The organism is Kitasatospora sp. NBC_00039 (assembly GCF_045160625.1).
Taxonomy (GTDB): Bacteria; Actinomycetota; Actinomycetes; order Streptomycetales; family Streptomycetaceae; genus Kitasatospora.
On sequence record NZ_CP108289.1, the window covers coordinates 1,263,119 to 1,281,932 of the forward strand.

The 18,814-nt window shown below is 73.4% G+C and carries 17 protein-coding genes; 2 read left to right on the plus strand and 15 right to left on the minus strand.

Annotated features, from left to right (window positions below):
* Positions 1 to 49: 49 nt before the first annotated feature.
* The 3 genes from OG286_RS06050 to OG286_RS06060 form a co-directional block, all read right to left on the minus strand.
* Positions 50 to 1,270 (minus strand): ROK family protein, encoded by a 1,221-nt coding sequence (locus tag OG286_RS06050; protein ID WP_396323071.1) that lies wholly within the window; start codon positions 1,268 to 1,270, stop codon positions 50 to 52.
* Between the two features lie 272 nt (positions 1,271 to 1,542).
* On the minus strand, positions 1,543 to 2,241 hold the full coding sequence (locus OG286_RS06055) for a hypothetical protein (protein ID WP_396323072.1): 699 nt from the start codon (positions 2,239 to 2,241) through the stop codon (positions 1,543 to 1,545).
* Positions 2,242 to 2,481: 240 nt separating this feature from the next.
* Positions 2,482 to 3,702, minus strand: coding sequence for a Dyp-type peroxidase (locus OG286_RS06060; protein WP_396323073.1), 1,221 nt, complete (start codon positions 3,700 to 3,702; stop codon positions 2,482 to 2,484).
* Between the two features lie 76 nt (positions 3,703 to 3,778).
* Between OG286_RS06060 and OG286_RS06065 the strand changes: the two genes are divergently transcribed.
* On the plus strand, positions 3,779 to 5,080 hold the full coding sequence (locus OG286_RS06065) for a right-handed parallel beta-helix repeat-containing protein (RefSeq protein WP_396323074.1): 1,302 nt from the start codon (positions 3,779 to 3,781) through the stop codon (positions 5,078 to 5,080).
* 54 nt (positions 5,081 to 5,134) lie between these two features.
* Here OG286_RS06065 and OG286_RS06070 read toward each other — a convergent pair whose 3' ends face one another.
* Together OG286_RS06070 and OG286_RS06075 are read right to left on the minus strand one after the other, a co-directional pair.
* Positions 5,135 to 5,860, minus strand: coding sequence for a hypothetical protein (locus OG286_RS06070; RefSeq protein WP_396323075.1), 726 nt, complete (start codon positions 5,858 to 5,860; stop codon positions 5,135 to 5,137).
* 249 nt (positions 5,861 to 6,109) lie between these two features.
* On the minus strand, positions 6,110 to 8,929 hold the full coding sequence (locus tag OG286_RS06075; RefSeq protein WP_405364823.1) for an SdrD B-like domain-containing protein: 2,820 nt from the start codon (positions 8,927 to 8,929) through the stop codon (positions 6,110 to 6,112).
* A 401-nt stretch (positions 8,930 to 9,330) separates the two neighbouring features.
* Here OG286_RS06075 and OG286_RS06080 point away from each other — a divergent pair, with 401 nt between their 5' ends.
* Positions 9,331 to 9,537 (plus strand): hypothetical protein, encoded by a 207-nt coding sequence (locus OG286_RS06080; RefSeq protein ID WP_405362808.1) that lies wholly within the window; start codon positions 9,331 to 9,333, stop codon positions 9,535 to 9,537.
* 79 nt (positions 9,538 to 9,616) lie between these two features.
* On the opposite strand, the gene OG286_RS06085 is transcribed toward OG286_RS06080, so the two are convergent.
* From OG286_RS06085 to OG286_RS06130, 10 genes are all read right to left on the minus strand, one after another.
* Positions 9,617 to 10,312 (minus strand): FadR/GntR family transcriptional regulator, encoded by a 696-nt coding sequence (locus OG286_RS06085; protein WP_405362806.1) that lies wholly within the window; start codon positions 10,310 to 10,312, stop codon positions 9,617 to 9,619.
* Between the two features lie 246 nt (positions 10,313 to 10,558).
* Positions 10,559 to 11,419 (minus strand): amidohydrolase family protein, encoded by an 861-nt coding sequence (locus tag OG286_RS06090; protein ID WP_396323079.1) that lies wholly within the window; start codon positions 11,417 to 11,419, stop codon positions 10,559 to 10,561.
* Positions 11,416 to 11,727: an L-rhamnose mutarotase gene (locus OG286_RS06095; RefSeq protein WP_405362804.1), complete on the minus strand. Its 312-nt coding sequence runs from the start codon at positions 11,725 to 11,727 to the stop codon at positions 11,416 to 11,418. The genes OG286_RS06090 and OG286_RS06095 overlap by 4 nt, the downstream gene beginning before the upstream one ends.
* Positions 11,724 to 12,377, minus strand: a complete 654-nt coding sequence (locus OG286_RS06100; RefSeq protein WP_396323080.1) for a lactate utilization protein C — start codon at positions 12,375 to 12,377, stop codon at positions 11,724 to 11,726. The genes OG286_RS06095 and OG286_RS06100 overlap by 4 nt, the downstream gene beginning before the upstream one ends.
* Positions 12,374 to 13,861 carry a LutB/LldF family L-lactate oxidation iron-sulfur protein gene (locus tag OG286_RS06105; protein ID WP_396323081.1) on the minus strand — a complete coding sequence of 496 codons (1,488 nt, stop codon included), beginning with the start codon at positions 13,859 to 13,861 and terminating at the stop codon, positions 12,374 to 12,376. Before OG286_RS06105 ends, OG286_RS06100 begins: the two co-directional genes overlap by 4 nt.
* Positions 13,858 to 14,598: a (Fe-S)-binding protein gene (locus OG286_RS06110; protein WP_396323082.1), complete on the minus strand. Its 741-nt coding sequence runs from the start codon at positions 14,596 to 14,598 to the stop codon at positions 13,858 to 13,860. The genes OG286_RS06105 and OG286_RS06110 overlap by 4 nt, the downstream gene beginning before the upstream one ends.
* Complete coding sequence (locus tag OG286_RS06115) at positions 14,598 to 15,590, minus strand: aldo/keto reductase (protein ID WP_396323123.1); 993 nt, start codon at positions 15,588 to 15,590, stop codon at positions 14,598 to 14,600. Before OG286_RS06115 ends, OG286_RS06110 begins: the two co-directional genes overlap by 1 nt.
* Before the next feature lie 2 nt (positions 15,591 to 15,592).
* On the minus strand, positions 15,593 to 16,354 hold the full coding sequence (locus OG286_RS06120) for an SDR family NAD(P)-dependent oxidoreductase (protein ID WP_396323083.1): 762 nt from the start codon (positions 16,352 to 16,354) through the stop codon (positions 15,593 to 15,595).
* A complete protein-coding gene (locus OG286_RS06125) occupies positions 16,351 to 17,691 on the minus strand; it encodes an L-fuconate dehydratase (RefSeq protein ID WP_396323084.1) in 1,341 nt (446 codons plus the stop codon). Before OG286_RS06125 ends, OG286_RS06120 begins: the two co-directional genes overlap by 4 nt.
* A gap of 11 nt (positions 17,692 to 17,702) precedes the next feature.
* Entirely contained in the window at positions 17,703 to 18,554 is an 852-nt protein-coding gene (locus tag OG286_RS06130; RefSeq protein WP_396323085.1) for a fumarylacetoacetate hydrolase family protein, read from the minus strand.
* Positions 18,555 to 18,814: the final 260 nt, after the last annotated feature.

Consider the following 18,814-nt stretch of genomic DNA (forward strand, 5'->3'; position numbering starts at 1 on the left):
CGTTCAACGATTCGCCTGGCGGTGGAATTAATGCGCCGTTGACGAGGGCTCAACGCATCGCCCGGGCGGTCGAGCTCCCGGCCGTCCGCAGCTCCATCGGCCGCTGGTAGACGCTGTCGAGCACCCCGGCGCAGGCCGCGACCGCCAGCACGTCGACGCCGAAGGCAGTGGCGGTGACCAGCTGCTCGGGTGCGGCGTTGGAGTGCAGGCGGATCTGTTCGGCCAGGTACGGGTGCAGGCAGGGCGCCACCGACAGCCCCGCCTCACTGACCACCAGGACCTCGGGGTTGAGGACGTCCAGCAGCAGGCCGGCGGCGGGCGCGACGAGCCGGAGCCGCTCCTCGAAGAGGCGGATCGCGGCGCGGTTCCCGGCGCCGGCCAGGTCCAGCAGCAGGCCGAAGTCGGGTTCGGGGACCAGGCCGAGGGCGTGGGCCCGGCGGGCCAGGGTCCGATCCGCGACGGCGGCCTGGAGGCAGCCGGTACGCCCGCAGGAGCAGGGCTCGGTGGAGGCGGGTACGGCGAGGTGGCCGATGTCGCCCGCGCGGGACCGCCGCCCGCGCAGCACGCTGCCGCCGGTGGCGATGGCCGCGTCGACGACGTTGCCGACGAACAGCTGGACCAGTTCGGTGGCCTTGCTGCCGGCGCCGAACAGCAGCTCCGCCTGGGCCAGCGCCCGGGCGTGGCTGTCGACGTGCACCGGCAGCCGGGTGGCGCCGGCCAGGACGTCGCGGACGGGGACGTCGTGCCAGCCGAGCGGGCCGTGGGCGACGACGCTGCCGCTCTCGGAGTCCACCCAGCCGCCGGTGACCACTCCGAGGCCGAGCACGGAGTGGCCGGTGGCCCGACGGGCCAGGAAGCCCGGCAGGTAAGCCCGGATGGTGCCCAGGACGGCGCCGGCGTCGCCACGCCGGGGCAGGCGCTCGTGGGCGACCACCCGTCCGCGCAGGTCCAGCAGGGCGAAGGTGAGCCACGGCACGCCGATGTGCACCCCGCAGGCGAGGTGGTGACGGGTGTCGATGTCCAGCGGCAGCTGCGGGCGCCCCGCCCTGGGCGGACCGTCCGGCGGGGGCAGTACGCGCAGCAGCCCGAGAGCGGTGAGGTCGGCGGTGTGCCGGGAGACGGCGGCCGGGCTGAGGGCGGTGGCCCGGCCGACGGCGCTGCGGGTCAGCGGGCCGCCGGTCAGTACCGCGCGCAACACGGCCCCGGCCCCGCCGCCCTCGGTGGGCAGCGGGGCTCTGCCGTGCGTGGGCGGGGCAACCAGGGAGAGCATGCGGTCGATGCTCCCAGCGGCGTGTTGCACCGGCGTGGCGGGGGCGTGAAGCGGCCCGGGCGGGTGCCCGACCGGGGGCGCGTCATCGACTTCGCCCAGGCCGGGACCGTCGGTCCGTCGTAGCCGCGATCCCGCACCGGCGAGCCGGGACAGCACCGCCGTACGGCGGGTGTTCCAGGCTGTTCACCAGGGAGGGTTCCAGGGGCGCGGGATTAACCCGTCCTCCCTGTCCCGCAGTTGTGGAGCTCCCGGCCGGGTCGGGGCCGGGAGCGTCATTCGTCCCAGGCGGCGGCCGTGCTCCCGGCGGTCATGACCAGCCAGCCGAGGGCGGGGATGCCCAGGGTGACGGCGAGCGGCCACTGCGTCGACATGAGGATGAGGCTGCCGAAGAACGAGAGGAAGGTGAGGAAGGCGGCGATGAGGATGGGGCCCGCCTGCGCGCCGGAACGCCACCAGGTCAGGCCGTGGGCGGTGAGCGCCGATCCCAGGCCGGCCAGGAGGGCCACCTTCAGGCTGGTCAGCCAGGGCGTGTTCGGGTTCTGGGCGCGGTGCCCGTGGTAGGAGAGCTCGGACACGTGCCCCCGAAAGACCGCCAGGTCCACGTCCAGGCCGATCTTCGCGTCGTTGTAGAAGGCCTTGCCGACCGTGTAGGTGTGCTTGGGGGCCGTCTCGCGTGCCACGGTCAGCGAGTAGGTGGTGCCTTCGTCGCTGTTGTCGGCCCTCCGCGCCGCCACCTTGCCGGTCTCGTGCAGTACGCAGTCCGTGCCGGGCGTGGCCGCCGCCGTGCCGCACATCGGGGCGTGGTGGTAGGCACCCACCGCGTGGTAGCCGTCGACGAACCAAGTGAAGCCGAGCACGGTGGTGACCAGTCCGGCCACCAGGAACAGGACCTGCGTCAGCACACGGACGACCGGCCCGGCGATCCGTCGGAATCCGCCGGGCGGCCTCGCGTCCCTGATGCGCGCGTTCATCGCAACCCCCTCGATCGCGTTGCCGGGCATCTCCCCGATGCCCGGCAACGATGCTTCCAGGGACGTGGCCGTCGGGGGGAGGGGGCACGGCGCCCTTGTGACGAACTTGTGGAAGTCCGATCGGCGGGCCGGGTCAGCGCAGCAGGCTGACTGCCGGTTCGTCGAGCAGCGCGGTGACCGCGTGCCCGGTCCGCCGGGCCTGAAGGCGGGCGTGGAGGCGGGCGTGGAGGCCCCAGGGCGTCACGACCACAGATGGTCGCCCAGGGACGTGCCCTCCGAGGCGCCGGGGAGGACGTAGGCGACGGCGGAGGCGGTGTGTTCGACGAAGGGGTTGAGGGCGTCGCGGGCGGCGAGGCGGTCCTGGACGCGGGTGAACTGCCCCGGGTCGCGCATGAACGCGCAGAAGAGCAGGCCACGGTCGCCGGGGGCGTCGTCGTAGCTGTAGCCCCGGCGGAGCATGCGGGCGCCGCCGTCGAGACGGGGGCCGGTGAGGCGCACGTGGGCGGCGGCCGGGATGACGTAGGCGCCGTCCGGGTGCTTGGCGTAGAGGTCGGGCTCGTCGTGTTCGGCGGTGCCGGTCAGCGGGGCGCCGTCGCCCGCACGGCGGCCCATCGCGAGGTTCTGCTTCTCCTCGGGGAGCGCGGCGAAGGCGGCGGTGTCCATCCGGATCCGCCGGTAGACCAGGACGGTGGCGTTCTCGTGCGGCCCCGGCGGGCCCCAGACCCACTGGCGGGCGGCGTCCTCGTCCGGGTTGGCGGTGCCGTCCTTGAAACCGAACAGGTTGCGGGGTGTGGCGCCCGGCTCCGTCCCGGGCAGGAAGCCGGACTGCGACCAGCGGGGCGTGGCGCCGGCGGAGTGGGCGGCCGTGGTGGCGAGTTCGGTGACGACGGCGAGCGTCCAGTGGTCGGCGGCGCAGAGTTGGAGCAGCACGTCGCCACCGCTGCGCGCCGGGTCGAGGCGGTCGCCGGGGAACGGCGGCAGCTCGGCCAGTCCGGCGGGGACGGCGAGGCCGAGCCTGGTGGCGAGGGCGGAGCCGAGGCCGACCAGCGAGGTCAGCCGGGTGGTGCCGTCGGCCCGCAGGCGCGGGTCGGGCGAGGGGCCGGACCCCGCCGTCGCCGCGGCCAGGATGCGGGTCCAGCCGGCGAGGAGGGTGCGCAGGGCCTCCCGGTCCGCGGCGGCGGAGGTCGGCGGGAGGTCGAAGGCTACGAGCTTCGTCGCCGGGAGTTGACGGGACGTCAGCCCGGACTGCCGGGCGCCGTGGAACGGAGCCGGCGCCTCGGACGGTGGCCCACCGAGCGCGGTGGCGCGGCCCGGCGGGCGGTCGCCGTCCGCCAGTTCGCCGGCTGCCGCCCCGACACCGGCGGCGAGCACCGCACCGGCCGCCAGCAGCGCCCGTCGCCGCCCGAGACCGGGCGCGACGGGCGGGCTCGACGACGACGCGTTTTCCGGTTCGGTGGGCATGCGCCCTATTGGAGACGATAGAACACATGCCATGCAAATCACGCCGCCTGATCGTCAGTCAACTTTTATGGTCACAGTGACCGCGACCGCCCTGGTCGTCGCGGTCGCCCTGACCGCGGGGTGCTCCTCCGCTGGTCCGGCCTCGGACGACGCCAGGCATCCGGCCGGGAACGTGGTCCGCGTGCCGGAGGACTTCCCCACCGTCCAGAAGGCCGTGGATGTCGCGCGCGAGGGCGACACGGTGCTGATCGGCCCCGGCACCTACCCCGAGAGCGTCCACGTCACCAAGCGGAACGTCGTGGTGCGCGGGACGGACCGCTCCACCGTGGTGCTCGACGGCGGGCTCAAGCTGGCCAACGGCATCACCGTCACCGGCCCAGGCTCGGTGGTGGAGAACCTCACCGTCCACGGCTACCTCGCCAACGGCGTCCTGTTCACCGGCGTCACCGACGCGAAGCTGCAGCAGCGCGGCGCGGGCGGCTCGGCGTACGACCCACTGGACACCGCCCGCTTCCCGCCCGTGGAGGGCTTCCGCGCGACGCGGGTGACGGCGTACAACAACGGCCTGTACGGCATCTACGCCTTCGACGCGCGCGCCGGCGTGATCGAGGACTCCTACGCCTCCGGTCACGCCGACTCCGGCATCTACGTCGGCCAGTGCAAGCCCTGCGACACCCTGGTGCGCGGCAACACCGTGGAGCGCAACGCGGTCGGCGTCGAGCTGACCAACGCCTCGGACGGCCTGTCGATCCTGGGCAACCGCGTGGCCGGCAACCGGGTGGGCGTCACGGTCAACTCCAACGACCTGGAGGCGCTGGCCCCGCAGCACGGCGCGGTGATCGCGGGCAACGTGGTCGTCGACAACAACGCCGCCGACACGCCCGAGCAGGCGGACGGGGGCTTCGGGATCGGCATCGGGATCGGCGGCGGCACCGCGAACCGGGTGGAGCGCAACCTCGTCCGGGGCAACCGCGCGGCCGGGGTGATCGTCACCGACCCGGCGGGGCACCCGGCGAGCGGCAACCGGGTCGAGGGCAACCAGGTGGACGGCAACGGCGCCGACCTGGTGCTCGCCTCGGCCGATCCCGGCAACTGCTTCGGCGGCAACCGGCCCGCCACGCAGAGCCCGGACGGCCTGGAGGCCGCGGCGGCCTGCGGCGGCCAGGGGCGCGGGCCGCTGTCCCCGGGCCGCACGGCTCCGGTTCAGGCGCCGCCCGGTGTCCCGTTCAGCCGGGTGCCGGCGCCGCCCGCGCAGCCGTCGCTGCCCGACCCGACGGTGCCCGGCCGCCCGGCGACCGGCCTGCCGGGCGCGGTGGACCCGGGGGCGTACCCGCTCCCGACGGACGCCGGCACGCTCCCGGCGCGGCCGGCGGGGTGAGGGGCGCAGCCGTCGGGGTGAGGGACGGCCGAGGCGGCGGGCGGCGGGCCGGGGTCAGCCGGTGAGCCAGGGCGCCTCGGGCAGCCTGGCGCCGGTGTCCTGCCCGGCGAACTCCACCGTGGCCGGGGTGCCCAGGCCCGGCATCCGCATCGTCATCCGCCGCAGCGTGCCGTCGCCGTCGACCCAGTAGGTCAGCGGCGACCGTCCGCCGTCGGGCGCGGCGCCCTGGGCGCGCGGGCCGGCGAACCGGTCGTAGGTGCGGCCGTCCAGGCGGTCGCTGCCGAGCCAACGAGCCCCGGACTGGGCGAGCAGGAGCGGGTTGTCCGGCCGGTCGGCGCCGAGCTGGACCAGCAGTTGGAGCCCGGCGTCCAGCGGGTCCGCCGTGTAGGTGCGCGGGGACCAGCCCTGCCGGGGGACGTGCTCGGCCTGCTGCCAGGCCGGGCCGTCGGCACCGGCCGGTTCGGGGGCGAGCCCGAGACCACCGGCGTCCCAGACGACCAGGCCGTGGTCGAGCGGGCCGCTCGCCCCGGTGACCCGGTAGCGGCCCACGCCCCGGCGGGTGCGGTAGTCCACGACGCCCTCGACCCGGACGTCGACGCCCCCGCCCTCGGCGGCGGTGAGTGCCACCGTGACCGGGCTGGCCTGGAACAGGTTCAGGCGCGACAGGGCCAGCCGGGAGGCCTCGTCGACGGTCACCGCCCGCTCCCCGGTGCCGTCGGTGACGGTCCGGTAGGCGACGACGCCGCCCGCCGCGACGGCGCACGCCACGAGCGCGATCACGGCCCCGAGCCGGACGGACCGGCGGCGCGGCCCACGGGTGTCGGCCGCCACCCTCCCGGGCTCGGCTCTCCGAGGCTCCGCCTTCCGGTCCTCGGCCTTCCGGGCTGCCGCCTTGCGGGGCTCCGCCGTCCGGGCCATGCGCTTGCCTTCTCTCGTCGGTCGGTCACGACAGTCGGGCGGGTCCGGGGACCGGAGTCCACGGACCCGCCCGATCGGTGTCGGTCCTTCAGGACCGCCACGCAGGGCGTGCTACTGCTGCCGGGCCCTGCGCCGGCGGGCCAGCAGTACCAGCGCCGCGCCGAGCGCGGTCGCCGTGCCCGCACCGGCCAGCATCACCGGGATCCCCTCGCTCGCACCGGTGCCGGGCAGGTGCGATCCGGGGGCGGTGGCCGGCGGGGCGGGCGGCGTCGCCGCCGGGCTCGGCAGCGTCGGAGCCTGCGTCGTCGGCGTCGCCTCGGTCGGTGCCGGGGTCGGCGTCGACGTGGGCGTCGCAGTCGGCGTCGGCGTCGGCGTCGGAGTCGGCGTCGCAGTCGGCGTGGGGATCAGCCGGTTGACGGCCGTCACCTCGACTCCGGTGGCGAGGTTCTCGGCGTTCAGCACCAGCGGCCCGAACACCGTCACCTCCGGCTGGGCGTAGCCCTCCGGCGGCGCCAGCTCCTGCCAGTAGTACGTCCCCGGCACACCGCTGCCCTTGCAGATGCCGTCGGCCCCGGTCGTGCAGGGGTCGCCGACCGACGTGTCGGGCTTCTCGCCGTCGCTCTGCAGCCCGTCGGTGCCGTTGCTCTCCTTCCACAGCCGGAACTTCGCGCCGGCCAGCGGCTTGCCGTCCTGGTCGTGCTTGACCAGGCGCAGCGCGCCCTCCTGCTGTCGGAAGCCGAAGTCGTAGGTGTGGTCGTTCTCGCCCGGCCCGCCCGTGGTGAGCGCTCGTTCGGCGTACTGCCCGCCCGCCGGGACGACGCCCTTGGAGTCGACGAACCGGTTGTCGCCGACGTCGGCGTCGGTCGGCACCCACTGGTACAGCGGGCCGCCCTTGGCGTAGTCGGCCGGGTTGTCGAGCCTGACGGTGTACTTCGTGCGCGGTTCGAGGCCACCGGTGACGTTGGAGTCGTCGAAGTAGTACTCGCCGCGCGCCGTGGTCTTCGTGGTGCCGACGAGCTTCCCCGACTGGTCGTACAGGTTGACGGTCGCCGCCGGTACGGGGCGCTGGCCCGGGCGCTGGACTCCGCTGCGCTCGGGGTCGTACCAGACCCGGTTGCCGATCTGGAGCGGGGCCTGGTCGCAGAGGACCTCCAGGTCACCCATCGAGGCGCCCTTGCCGAACGGCGCCACCGTCCCCGCCGGGTTGAGGCGCAGGCCGAACTTCGGGTCCTGCTTGCCGTCGCGCTGGAGGAACGACGTGCCGTAGCCGAGGGCGGTGTGGTTGGGGTCGAAGGCGGAGGTCGCGATGGTGTTCTCGACCTTGGAGGAGGCCATGCCGGCGAACGCCGTGTTGCGGTGGCCACCCCAGCTGGTGTCGAAGAAGCGGGTGCCCCGGGGGGACAGTCCGCATCCGTTGTTGGTGTCCATACCGTACGCGCCGTTCACCGGGCAGGCCTTGTTCAGGTCACCGCCCGACATGACGACGGCAGCGGTACCCGGCGTGGGACCGGCCGGCGCGCGGTCGCCGAAGCGGTCACGGAAGGACAGCAGCATCGAGCCGTCGGCCTCGAAGGCGATCTCGCCCAACTCCGGTTCGGGGTTGGCGATGACGGAGGCACCGCAGGCGTTGCCGTTCTGCGAGGTCGGGTAGGTGCCGGTCCACGGGAACCAGCCCGCCCCGTCGCAGGGACCGCTGCCGACCGTCGACTGACGCGGGTAGTCGAGCGGCTGGTTCAGCACCGCCGCCGCGAAGACGCCGGTGGCCAGGTCGAACGGCAGCACCACCGCGCGCAGGTCGGACGCCCTGCCGGTCGACTCGCCCGAGCAGACGCCGCCGAGGTAGCCGGTGCCGTCCTGCAGTCCGAGGCCGAACGGCCGCCAGTCCCCGGCCGCGGGGCAGCCCGGGTCCGGGATCGGGTAGGCGGCCTTCGGCGCGGCCGCCGTCGGCCCGGTGGCGTCGTAGCGGTAGAGCTTGCGGTCGTTGAGGTTGACGACGAAGAGGTCCTTGCCGTCGTCGGTGATCTTGATACCGCCGAGGCTCTCCTTGCCCGGCACCGCCAGGAACGCGTCGTCGGTGCCGGCGCCGTGGACGCTCGCACCGGCGTTCGGGACGGTGGCGAACAGCGAGGTCTTCTTCGTCGCGAGGTCGGTCACGTAGATCGCGCCCGCACCGCCGGGGCCGTAGTCCGTGGTCCGCTTGGCCACGGCCGAGGAGAACACCCGCCGGTCCGCCCGGTTCCAGGCGATGCCGTACAGCGTGCCGGTCTCCGCGTTGGTGGCGAGGTCGGTGACGTTGACGTCCACGCCGTCCTGCCCGCGCGCGCTGTACGGGAAGGACACCAGCGTGCGCTGCCCCCCGCCCTCGCGCGTGGTCGGCTGACAGGTCGTCACCAGGGGCGCGTTCTTCTGGCAGTAGTCACCGGGGCTCCACAGCCCGGTGGTGTACGCCACCTTCTTGCCTCCGGAGAGGTCGACGAACTCCTCGTTGCTGCTCAGCTGGGTGGGGGCGCCGGTCAGACCCTGCCGGGAGGCGAAGGCCGGGAAGAGCTTGCCCGGCTTCGGATTCACCACCTGGACGCGGTACTTGCCGCCGGTGAGCTTGGCCGGCGCCAGCGTCACCGTGCCGTCCGCCGCCGTGGTGCCCTCGATGCCGGCGCCCGCGTCGTCCGTGAGGGTCACCTTCACGCCGGCCAGGCCGGGCTCCAGCGCGGGCGTCCACACCCCGCTCGTGTCCACGGCCCGCACCACGCGGACCGTCACCGTCCCGTCGCCTGCCTGCGGGAAGGCCGCCGGGGCCGCCACCAACGAGCCGGCGCCGATTCCGACGACCAGCGCCGCGGTGCCGCCCACCGCGCGGCGGCCGAACACACCCGACCGCCGCCGCTCCGGGCCGCGCGCGGCACCGGGCCTCTGTTCACGTGTCGTTGTCATCCCTGCTCTCATCGTGCAGTCGGGCCTGCCGCCCCTACCTCGCGAAGGAGTTCACGCATGGGCAGGAAGCCGCTCATTCCTTAAAGGGATCTTAAAGGGGCTCCGCACAAGTTCGCAGGAAAACCAGGAACTTTGACACCATGTCAGACGTTCCGACGGAGCCGGCCGGCTCCGGCACGGGATGCGGCCTCGGGCACGGCGGGCTTGAAGGGTTCGGGATCGAACGGGCACCCGGGGCTCTCCCCTCGCACCTGGACTTCCCCCTGCAGTCGCCCTCATGAGACGTCGTCCGCTGCTCCACCGGCTCCGGCCGGCGCTCGCCGCGTCCCTGCCGCACCTCCCGCTGGGAGACGGGCCGACGCCGGTACGCCCCCTGGCGGAGCTCGGCTTCCGTTTCTCCGGTGTGGCTGAAGGACGAGAGCGGCTACGGCAGCGGCGGCTGGGGCGGCAACAAGGTCCGCAAGCTCGAGTGGCTGCTGCCCGAGGCCCGGCGCCGGGGCGCCCGGACGGTCCTCAGCGTCGGCGGGCTCGGGACGAACTGGGGCCTGGCAGAGCTTTCCGGCGGCTCCCGGACGGCCCGGTGTGCGGTACTCGACGTCGCCGCGTGAGACCGGCAGGCCGGTCCCAGGCCTTCGGCCGCCGCCCCGGCTGCGCGGAGGTCACGCCCCTTGAGGCACGCACCCCGCGTCAGCCGAGCGAGGATCCGGCTGCGCCGAGGGTGTCCCGCAGCCACTGCTCGACACCTGCCACATGCACCGTCGCCCAGGCCTGGGCGAGGTCGGGGCGGCGGTGGGCGATGGCGTCGAGGATGGCGCGGTGCTGCTGGCGGGTCCGGTCGACCGCGCCCTCCTCGGTCAGCCCACGCCAGATCCGCGCCCGGGCGGTCGGGCCGGACAGGCCGTCGATCAGCGAGCAGAGGACGGTGTTGCCCGAACCGGCCGCGATCCTGCGGTGGAACTCGAGGTCATTGTCGATCAGCTCTTGCAGGCCCGCGTCGTCGCTCAGGCTCTCCAGGACCTCCCCGAGCGCGGCGATGTCCTCGTCCGGCATCACCCGGGCGGCCATGGCTGCGGCGGCGGGCTCCAGGATGCGGCGGACCTCCAGGAACTCCAGCACCGAGTCGTCCTGGTGGAAGTCGACGACGAAGCCCAGCGCATCCAGCAGCAGGTTGGGCTCCAGGCTCGTCACGTACGTGCCGTCGCCCTGGCGTACGTCGAGTACCCGGATGAGCGAGAGGGCCTTCACCGCTTCACGCAGGGAGTTGCGCGACAGACCGAGCCGCTCGGCCAGGTCGGCCTCATTGGGGAGTCGCGAACCGGGGTGCAGCTCACCATCGACGATCATGGCTTTGATCTTCTCGATCGCCGAGTCGGTGACTGGCACGCCGTTGCCTCCCTGGTCCTGATCCCTGCAGCATAGTCTCCCCGGCACCTGCCCGGAGCCGGCCCTGATCGCGATCGGTCAAGGCCGTCCGGCAAGATCCACCGGACGCCTTCCGTACGACGGCTGCCCCGCGCAGGCCGTGATTCGTCCGGGCCGGCTACGGTCCCGGCGGGGCAGCGCGCCCCTCCGCGGGCCGACACGGGGCGCCGAGGGCTCGCCTGACAATGCGCGGCGCGGCGGGAGTCGTCAGACAAGCCCGAGCCCGTACACGCGGACGGCGTTGTGCCGGAACACCGCGTCCTTCTCCCCCGCGCTGAGCCCGTCCACGAGGCGCCGGGCGATCCGGACGACCTCGGTGTAGCCGGCCTCCAGGGTGCACACCGGCCAGTCGGAGCCGAAGAGGAGCCGCTGCGGGCCGAAGGCCTCCAGGGCGGTGTCGGCGTACGGCGTGAGGTCCTCCGTCCGCCACCGGCCGGGCGCGGTCTCGGTCACCAGGCCGGAGAGCTTTGCCACGGTGTTGGGCAGCGCGGCCAGGTGGCGCAGGTCGGCTGCCCAGGGGTGGAGCGTGCCGTCGGCGACCGGGGGTTTGCCGAGGTGGTCGAGGACGAACGTCAGGCCGGTGAGCCGGGCGGCCGCGAGGGCGGCGGCGGGCAGCTGGTGCGGCTTGACGACGAGGTCGTAGGCGAGGCCGGCCTCGGCGACGGCGAGCAGGCCGCGCTGGACGTCGGGGCGCAGCAGCCACGCGGGGTCGGGCTCCTCCTGGACCTGGTGCCTGATGCCCACCAGCCTTTCCCCGCCGGGGAGTTCACGCAGGGCGGCGAGCGCGTCGGCAACGTCGGGGGCGGTGAGGTCGGTCCAGCCGACGACGCCGGCGATCAGGTCGCTGCCGTCGGCCAGCGCCAGCAGTTCGGGGGTCTCCTCGGGGACGCACACGGTCTGCACGACGACCGTGGCGGCCACTGCGGCCTCCGCGGCTTCGGGGGCGAGATCGGCGGCGGTGAAGGAGCGGGCCAGCGGAGCGAGGGCCTCGCCGCTGATCCAGGGCTGCGGCCGCGTGTCGAGGTCCCAGACGTGGTGGTGCGCGTCGACGATCTGACGTCCGGTCACAGCTCCCACACCACCGGGAGGCCGGCCCCGGCACCGGCGTCGGAGTAGTCGTGGCTGATGTCGAGCAGTTCGCCCATCCTCTCCTGCCAGGCGACGTTGACCGGGAGGTGCTCCAACTCGGCGAGGAGCCGGGCGTAGTCCTCGCACTCCAGCAGGTGGAACAGGTCGCACCCGCTGCGCCAGATCCTCCACGAGGTGACGCCGGCGGCCCGGATGGCTACGACGAGTCCGGCGGGCACGTCCCGGTGGGCGGCCTCGTACTCGGCGATCCGGTCCGGGCGGAGGCGGGTGTGCAGGGCGACACTCATGGCTTCTCCGGGTGGGTGGGGTGGTCGACGATGATGACGTGCAGGGTGCGGGGGCCGTGCACGCCCTCGACGCGGTCGAGTTCGATGTCGCTGGTGGCGGAGGGTCCCGAGATGAAGGTCAGCGGCAGCGCGGGGTCGAGGCGGGCGAGGGCGTCGGGGACGTCGGCGGCGACCTGTCCGGCGCGGATGACGCACAGATGGTAGTCGGGGACGAGGGTGAGGGCGCGGCGGCCCTGGCCCGGGCCGGTGTCGAGGACGATGGTCCCGGTGACGGCGATACCGGCGGCGGCGAGGGTGCAGGCGCCGTCCAAGGCGTTCAGGGCCTGGACGTCCAGCGGTTCCCGGTGCCACTGCCAGTCGCCGGGCGGCAGCAGCTCGGCGGGAAAGCCGCCGGGCAGTGCCAGGTTCTTCGCGCCGCACGCGGTGAGCGCGGCGGCGATGGCGGCCGGCAGGCCCGCCTGGTCGGTGCGGGTGACGTTCGCACGGTAGTCGGCGACCCGCTCGGCGAACAGGGCGACGGTGTCCTCGCCCGGCGCGGTGTGGCTGCGGCGGTAGGCGCGGGGTACGGGGACGTCGTCGGGCCGTTCGTCGGCGGGGACGTCGGCGAGCGCCGCCCGGATGCGGCCGAGGACTGCCTCACGGCTGCTCATCGTTCACCTTCCCTGTTCTTGCGCCACCAGGTGCGGAAGGACTCGGCCGGAGGTGCGGGGGTGTCGCGGGTGTCCGACCAGCCGTGCAACGGGCCTGGCAGCCGGCCGATCCGCCCGTCCCTGGCGAGGACCCTGCCGCCGAGCGCGGCGGCCTTCTGGGCCGCGGAGAGCAGCCGCGGGGAGTCGAGGACGGTGGCGGCGGCCTTCATGGCCAGCCCCTCCGGGTCGAGCGGTCGCCGCTTGGCCTCGACGGCCCTGGCCCTGAGGTGCGCCAGCACCTCCGGGATGTCGATCTTCACGGGGCAGGCGTCGTAGCAGGCGCCGCACAGGGTGGAGGCGAACGGCAGGGTGGCCGCCCCGCTCCTGGTGTCACTGCCGGCGCCGACCAGTTGCGGGGTGAGGACGGCGCCGATCGGTCCCGGGTACACCGAGCCGTAGGCGTGGCCGCCGGTGCGCTCGAAGACGGGGCAGACGTTGAGGCAGGCCGAGCAGCGGATGCAGCCGAGGACCTGCCGTCCGACCTCGTCGGCGAGGGTGTCGGTGCGGCCGTTGTCGAGCAGCACCAGGTGGAACTCCCTCGGCCCGTCGCCGTCGGCCACTCCGGTCGGACCCAGCCCGGTCCAGGTGGAGGTGTAGGGGTTCATCCGCTCGCCGGTGGAGGAGCGGGGCAGCAGCTGGAGGAAGACCTCCAGGTCCGACCAGGTGGGGACGGTCTTCTCGATGCCCATGACGGTGATCAGCGTCTCGGGCAGGGTGAGGCACATCCGGCCGTTGCCCTCGGACTCCACGACGACGACCGTGCCGGTGTCGGCGACGGCGAAGTTGGCGCCCGAGACGGCCACCTTGGCGGTGAGGAACTTCTCCCTCAGGTGCAGGCGGGCTGCTTCGGCGAGTTCACGCGGGTCGTCGCCGAGGTTCTCGGGCGCGGGCTGCCCCCAGTGGGCCATCTCGGTGGCGAAGAGGTCGCGGATCTCGGTCCGGTTGCGGTGGATCGCGGGGACGAGGATGTGGGAGGGGCGGTCGTCGCCGAGCTGGACGATGAGTTCGGCGAGGTCGGTCTCATAGGCGGTGATGCCGGCTTCGGCGAGGGCTTCGTTGAGGCCGATCTCCTGGGTCGCCATGGACTTGACCTTCACCACCTCGCGTTCACCGGTGGCCCGCACGAGTTCGGTCACGATGCGGTTGGCCTCGGTGGCGTCCGAGGCCCAGTGCACGGATCCGCCCGCGGCGGTGACGGCGGCCTCCAACTGGACGAGGTAGTGGTCGAGGTGGCGTGCGGTGCGGTTCTTGATCGCGGCGGCGGCGTCGCGCAGGTGCTCCCAGTCGTCCAGCTCGGAGACGACCGCGAGCCGCTTGTCGCGGATGGTCGTGGTGGCGCGTTTCAGGTTGGCGCGCAGCTGGGTGTTGCCGAGCGCCTCGCGGGCGGCGTCGGGGAAGGACGGGGAGCCGAGCCAGACGACGCCACGGCTGCCGGGGCCGGTCATCGTGCGGTTCCTTCGGTCGCGGCGAGGATCTCGGCCAGGTGCACGGTCCGCACGGCCGAGCCCTGGCGGGACAGTCCGCCGCCGATGTGCATCAGGCAGGAGTTGTCGGCGGCGCACAGGACGTCGGCTCCGCTGTCCAGGACGGCGGCGTTCTTGTCGGCGAGCATCGCGGCGGAGGTGTCGGCGTTCTTGACGGCGAAGGTGCCGCCGAAGCCGCAGCAGGAGTCGGCCGCGGGGAGGTCGACCAGCTCGATGTCCTCGACCGCGCGCAGCAGGCGGTCCGGGCGGTCGCCGAGGCGCAGGCCGCGCAGGGAGTGACAGGTGGGGTGGTAGGCGACGCGGTGCGCGAAGCGGGCACCGACGTCCGTGACGCCGAGAACGTCGGTCAGGAACTCGGTGAACTCGTACACCCGGGGCACCAGTTCGGCGACCTGCTGCTGGAGGTCGGGCTGTCCGTGCTCCCGGGCGAGCACGGGGTGGTTGTCGCGGACCATTCCGGCGCAGGAGGCGGACGGGGTGACCACGGCGTCGTAGTCGGCGAAGGTCCGGGCGAAGCGGGTCACCAGCGGGAGGGCCTCGGGGCGGTAGCCGGTGTTGAAGTGCATCTGGCCGCAGCAGGTCTGTTCCCGGGGGAACTCGACGCGGTGGCCGAGCCGCTCCAGCACGGTCACCACCGCGCGGCCGGTGTCGGGGAAGAGGGCGTCGTTGAAGCAGGTGATGAACAGGGCGATGCGCATCAGCTCACCTCCTCGGGGGTCGGGACGTCCGCGGGCAGCAGACCGCGTTCCTTGAACTCTGCCCAGAGCGCCGCCGGAACGGGGTGCTGGAGCATGGCGGCGGCGTCCCGGACCTCGCCGGCGCTGCGGGTGCCGACCAGCACGCTCGTCACCGCCGGGTGCCCGAACGGGAACCGCAGGGCGGCGGCCCGCAGCGGTACGCCGTGCCGCTCGCAGACGGCCTTGAGGTCGGTCGCCCTGGCGAGCAGGTCTGCGGGGGCCGCGGTGTAGTCGAAGGTGGCGCCGGGCCGCGGGTCGGCGAGCAGGCCGGAGTTGAAGACGCCGCCGATCACGACGCCGACGCCGCGCCGGTGGGCCAGCGGCAGCAGCTCCGCAAGGCCCCGCTGGTCGAGGAGGCTGTAGCGGCCGGCCAGCAGGACGACGTCGAGGTCGGTCTCGCGGATGAACCGGGCGGGCAGCTCGGCCTGGTTCATGCCGACGCCGATCGCTCCCAGGACGCCTTCGGCGCGCAGGCGTTCGAGTTCCGGGTAGGCCTCGGTGAGTGCCTGTTCGGCGTGGTCGTCGGGGTCGTGCAGGTAGGCGATGTCGATCCGGTCGAGGCCGAGCCGGTTCAGGCTGTCCTCGATGGAGCGGCGCACCCCCTGGGCGCTGAAGTCCCAGACGCGGTGGTGGGTGGAGGGCACGGCGAAGCCGTTGGCCAGGTCGTCGCCGCCGCCGGAGGGGGCCGGCTCCAGCAGGCGTCCGACCTTCGTGGAGATCGTGTACTGCTCCCGGGGGAACGCCCACAGGGCCTCGCCGAGTCGTCGCTCGGACAGGCCCAGGCCGTAGTGCGGGGCGGTGTCGAAGTACCGTACGCCGGACTCCCAGGCGGCGGTGACGGCCTGTTCGGCCTGCTCGTCGGTGACCGGGGTGAACAGGTTGCCGATGCCGGCGGCGCCGAAGGCGAGTGCGGTGACCCGGGCCGTGCTGCGGCCGAGCGGGTTGCGGCGCAGCTTCACGGGCGCGGCTCCGGTCGCAGACGCAGGCCGGCCATGCCGCCGTCGACCGCGAGAGCGGTGCCGGTGACACTCGCGGCGGCCGGGGAGGCGAGGTAGGCGATGGCCGCGGCGACCTCCTCGGCGGTGACCAGCCGCCCGGTGGGCTGGCGGGCGTTCAGTGCGGCGCGTTCGGCGGCCGGGTCGTCGGCGGCGTCGAGCAGCCGGCCGACCCAGGGGGTGTCGACGGTGCCCGGGTTGACGCAGTTGACCCGGATGCCCTCGCGGACGTGGTCGGCGGCCATGGCCAGGGTGAGCGAGAGGACGGCGCCCTTGCTCGCCGAGTACAGCGCGCGCTGCGGCAGTCCGGCCGTGGCGGCGATCGAGCAGGTGTTGACCACCGAGGCGGAGGCGGAGCGGCGCAGGTGCGGCAGGGCGGCGCGGGTGGTGCGGACGATGCCGAGCACGTTGACGTCCAGGACGCGGTGCCACTGCTCGTCCGGGTTGTCCTCCACGGTTCCGGCGGCGCCGATGCCGGCGTTGTTGACCAGGATGTCGATCCCGCCGAGTGCCTCGGCCGCCGCCTGGACGGCCGCGCGTACGGAGTGGTCGTCGGCGACGTCGGCGGTGAAGCCGCGCAGCGGGGTGTGGACACCACTCGGGTCGAGGTCGAGGACGGCGACGTCCGCACCGCGTTCGCCGAGCAGTCGGGCGGTGGCCAGGCCGATGCCGGAGGCGCCGCCGGTGACCAGGGCGGTGAGCCCGTCGAGGTCGGTCCTCATGAAAGCTCCTCCTTGTCGCCGCCGGCCAGGTCGGCTGCCCAGAAAGCGCCGTCGGGGTAGCGGTAGGTGTCGATGGCGGCCTGGTCCATCTCGGCGGAGAACCCGGGCGCGGTGGGTGCCCGGTAGTGGCCGTTGTCGATGACCACCGGGTCGAGGAAGTGCTGGTGCAGGTGGTCGACGAACTCGATCACCCGGTCCTCGGTGGTGCCGGAGAGCGCGACGTAGTCGAACATCGACAGGTGCTGGACGAGTTCGCACAGGCCAACCCCGCCGGCGTGCGGGCAGACCGGGACGTCGAACCTGGCGGCGAGCAGCAGGATGGCGAGGTTCTCGTTGACGCCGGCCACCCGGGCCGAGTCCAGCTGGAGGACGTCGATGGCACCGGCCTGGAGCAGCTGCTTGAAGACGATCCGGTTCTGCACGTGCTCGCCGGTGGCGACCTTGATCGGGTGGACACCGCGCCGGATGGCGGCGTGGCCGAGGACGTCGTCGGGACTGGTGGGCTCCTCGATCCAGTAGGGGTCGAACGCGGCGAGAGCGCTCGTCCACTCGATCGCCTCGGCCACGTTCCAGCGCTGGTTGGCGTCGATCGCCATCCGGATGCCCGGGCCGACGGCCTCGCGGGCGACGCGGCAGCGGCGGATGTCGTCCTCCAGGTCGGCGCCGACCTTCAGCTTGATCTGGGTGAAGCCGTCGGCCACCGCCTGCGCGGCGAGGCGGGTGAGCTTCTCGTCGCTGTAGCCCAGCCAGCCGGGCGAGGTGGTGTAGGCGGGGTAGCCGACCTCCCGCAGGTGCCGGGAACGGTCGGCGGCGCCCTGTCTGCCCTTGCGCAGCAGTTCGAGGGCCTCGTCGGGCGTCAGCGCGTCGGCGATGTAGCGGAAGTCGACCTGGGACACCAGCCACTCGGGGTCGGCGTCGGCCAGCAGCTGCCACAGCGGCTTGCCCGCGCGCTTGGCGGCGAGGTCCCAGACGGCGTTGAGGACGGCTCCGACGGCCATGTGCATCACGCCCTTCTCGGGGCCGAGCCAGCGCAGCTGGCTGTCGCCGATCAGGTCGCGGGAGAGGGAGCCGGGGTCGGCGCACAGCTCGGCGACGGAACGTCCGACGACGTGCGGGCGCAGCGCGTCGATGGCGGCGACCTGGACGTCGTTGCCGCGGCCGATGGTGAAGGTGAACCCGTGCCCCTCGGGCTCGCCGTCGGAGGTGCGCAGGACGACGTAGGCGGCGGAGTAGTCGGGGTCGGGATTCATGGCGTCGGACCCGTCCAGCTCCCGCGAGGTGGGGAAGCGGATGTCGTAGGTGTCGACGGCGGTGATCCGCGGTGTGGTTGCGGACAACGTGGTGCCTTTCACGCGTTGGCGAACGTCTGGCGCTGGGTGCCGAGGCCGTCGATGGACAGCTCGACCGCGTCGCCGGCGCGCAGGTAGGGGGTGCCGGGCAGGCCCAGGGCCACGCCGGCCGGGGTGCCGGTGTTGATGACGTCTCCGGGGCGCAGCACCATGTACTGGCTGAGATACCAGACCAGGTACGGGACGTCGAAGACCATGTCCTTGGTGTTGCCGTCCTGGCGGGTCTCGCCGTTGACGGCCAGACGAAGGCCTAGCGCCCGCACGTCGCCGGCCTCGTCCGGGGTGACCAGCCAGGGGCCGAGCGGGTTGAAGGTCTCGCAGGACTTGCCGAGGTCCCACTGCCCGGAGTACTCCAACTGGAACTCCCGCTCGGACACGTCGTTGCTGATCGCGTAGCCCGCGACATGGGCGAGGGCCTGCTGGGGCGATTCCAGGTAGCGGGCCTCGCGGCCGATCACGACCGCGAGTTCGACCTCCCAGTCCGTCTTGGCCGAGCCGCGCGGGATCAGCACCCGGTCGTGGGGGCCGACCACGGTGGACGGGTCCTTCATGAACACCACCGGCCGGGTGGGGACGGCAGCGCCGGTCTCCTCGGCGTGGTCGCGGTAGTTGAGGCCGATGCAGACGACCTTGCCCGGCCGGGCGACGGGTGCGCCGATCCGCAGGCCGGCCGGGTCGATCGGGGGGAGCTCTCCGGCGGCCAGGGCGGCGCGGACGCCGTCGGTCCCGTCCGAGGCGAGGAACGCCCCGTCGATGTCACCGGTCAGGCCCGAGACGTCGAAGACCCGGCCGTCATCGCCGAGGACCGCCGGAACCTCGTCTCCCGCCGGTCCGATCCGCAGTAGCTTCACGCTCTGACTCCCGTCCTAAGGTCTGCGGGCCGGGACTCTTCACCGGGCCAACACATCGGATGTATCCGTGACGCCCTGACCATACGAGCGCCGGCCACACACCGCAAGAAGTCCTCCGATGTCTGTCGGCACCCGCCGGGACCCGGGAGCCGAATATCTCCTCACTGTTCATCAAATCTCCAGCTCAGAACGGAGACAAGAACTCTCTGCAACCCGGCACGGAAGCCTGGACGTTACGGTTGAGATTCGTCCGAGGTATC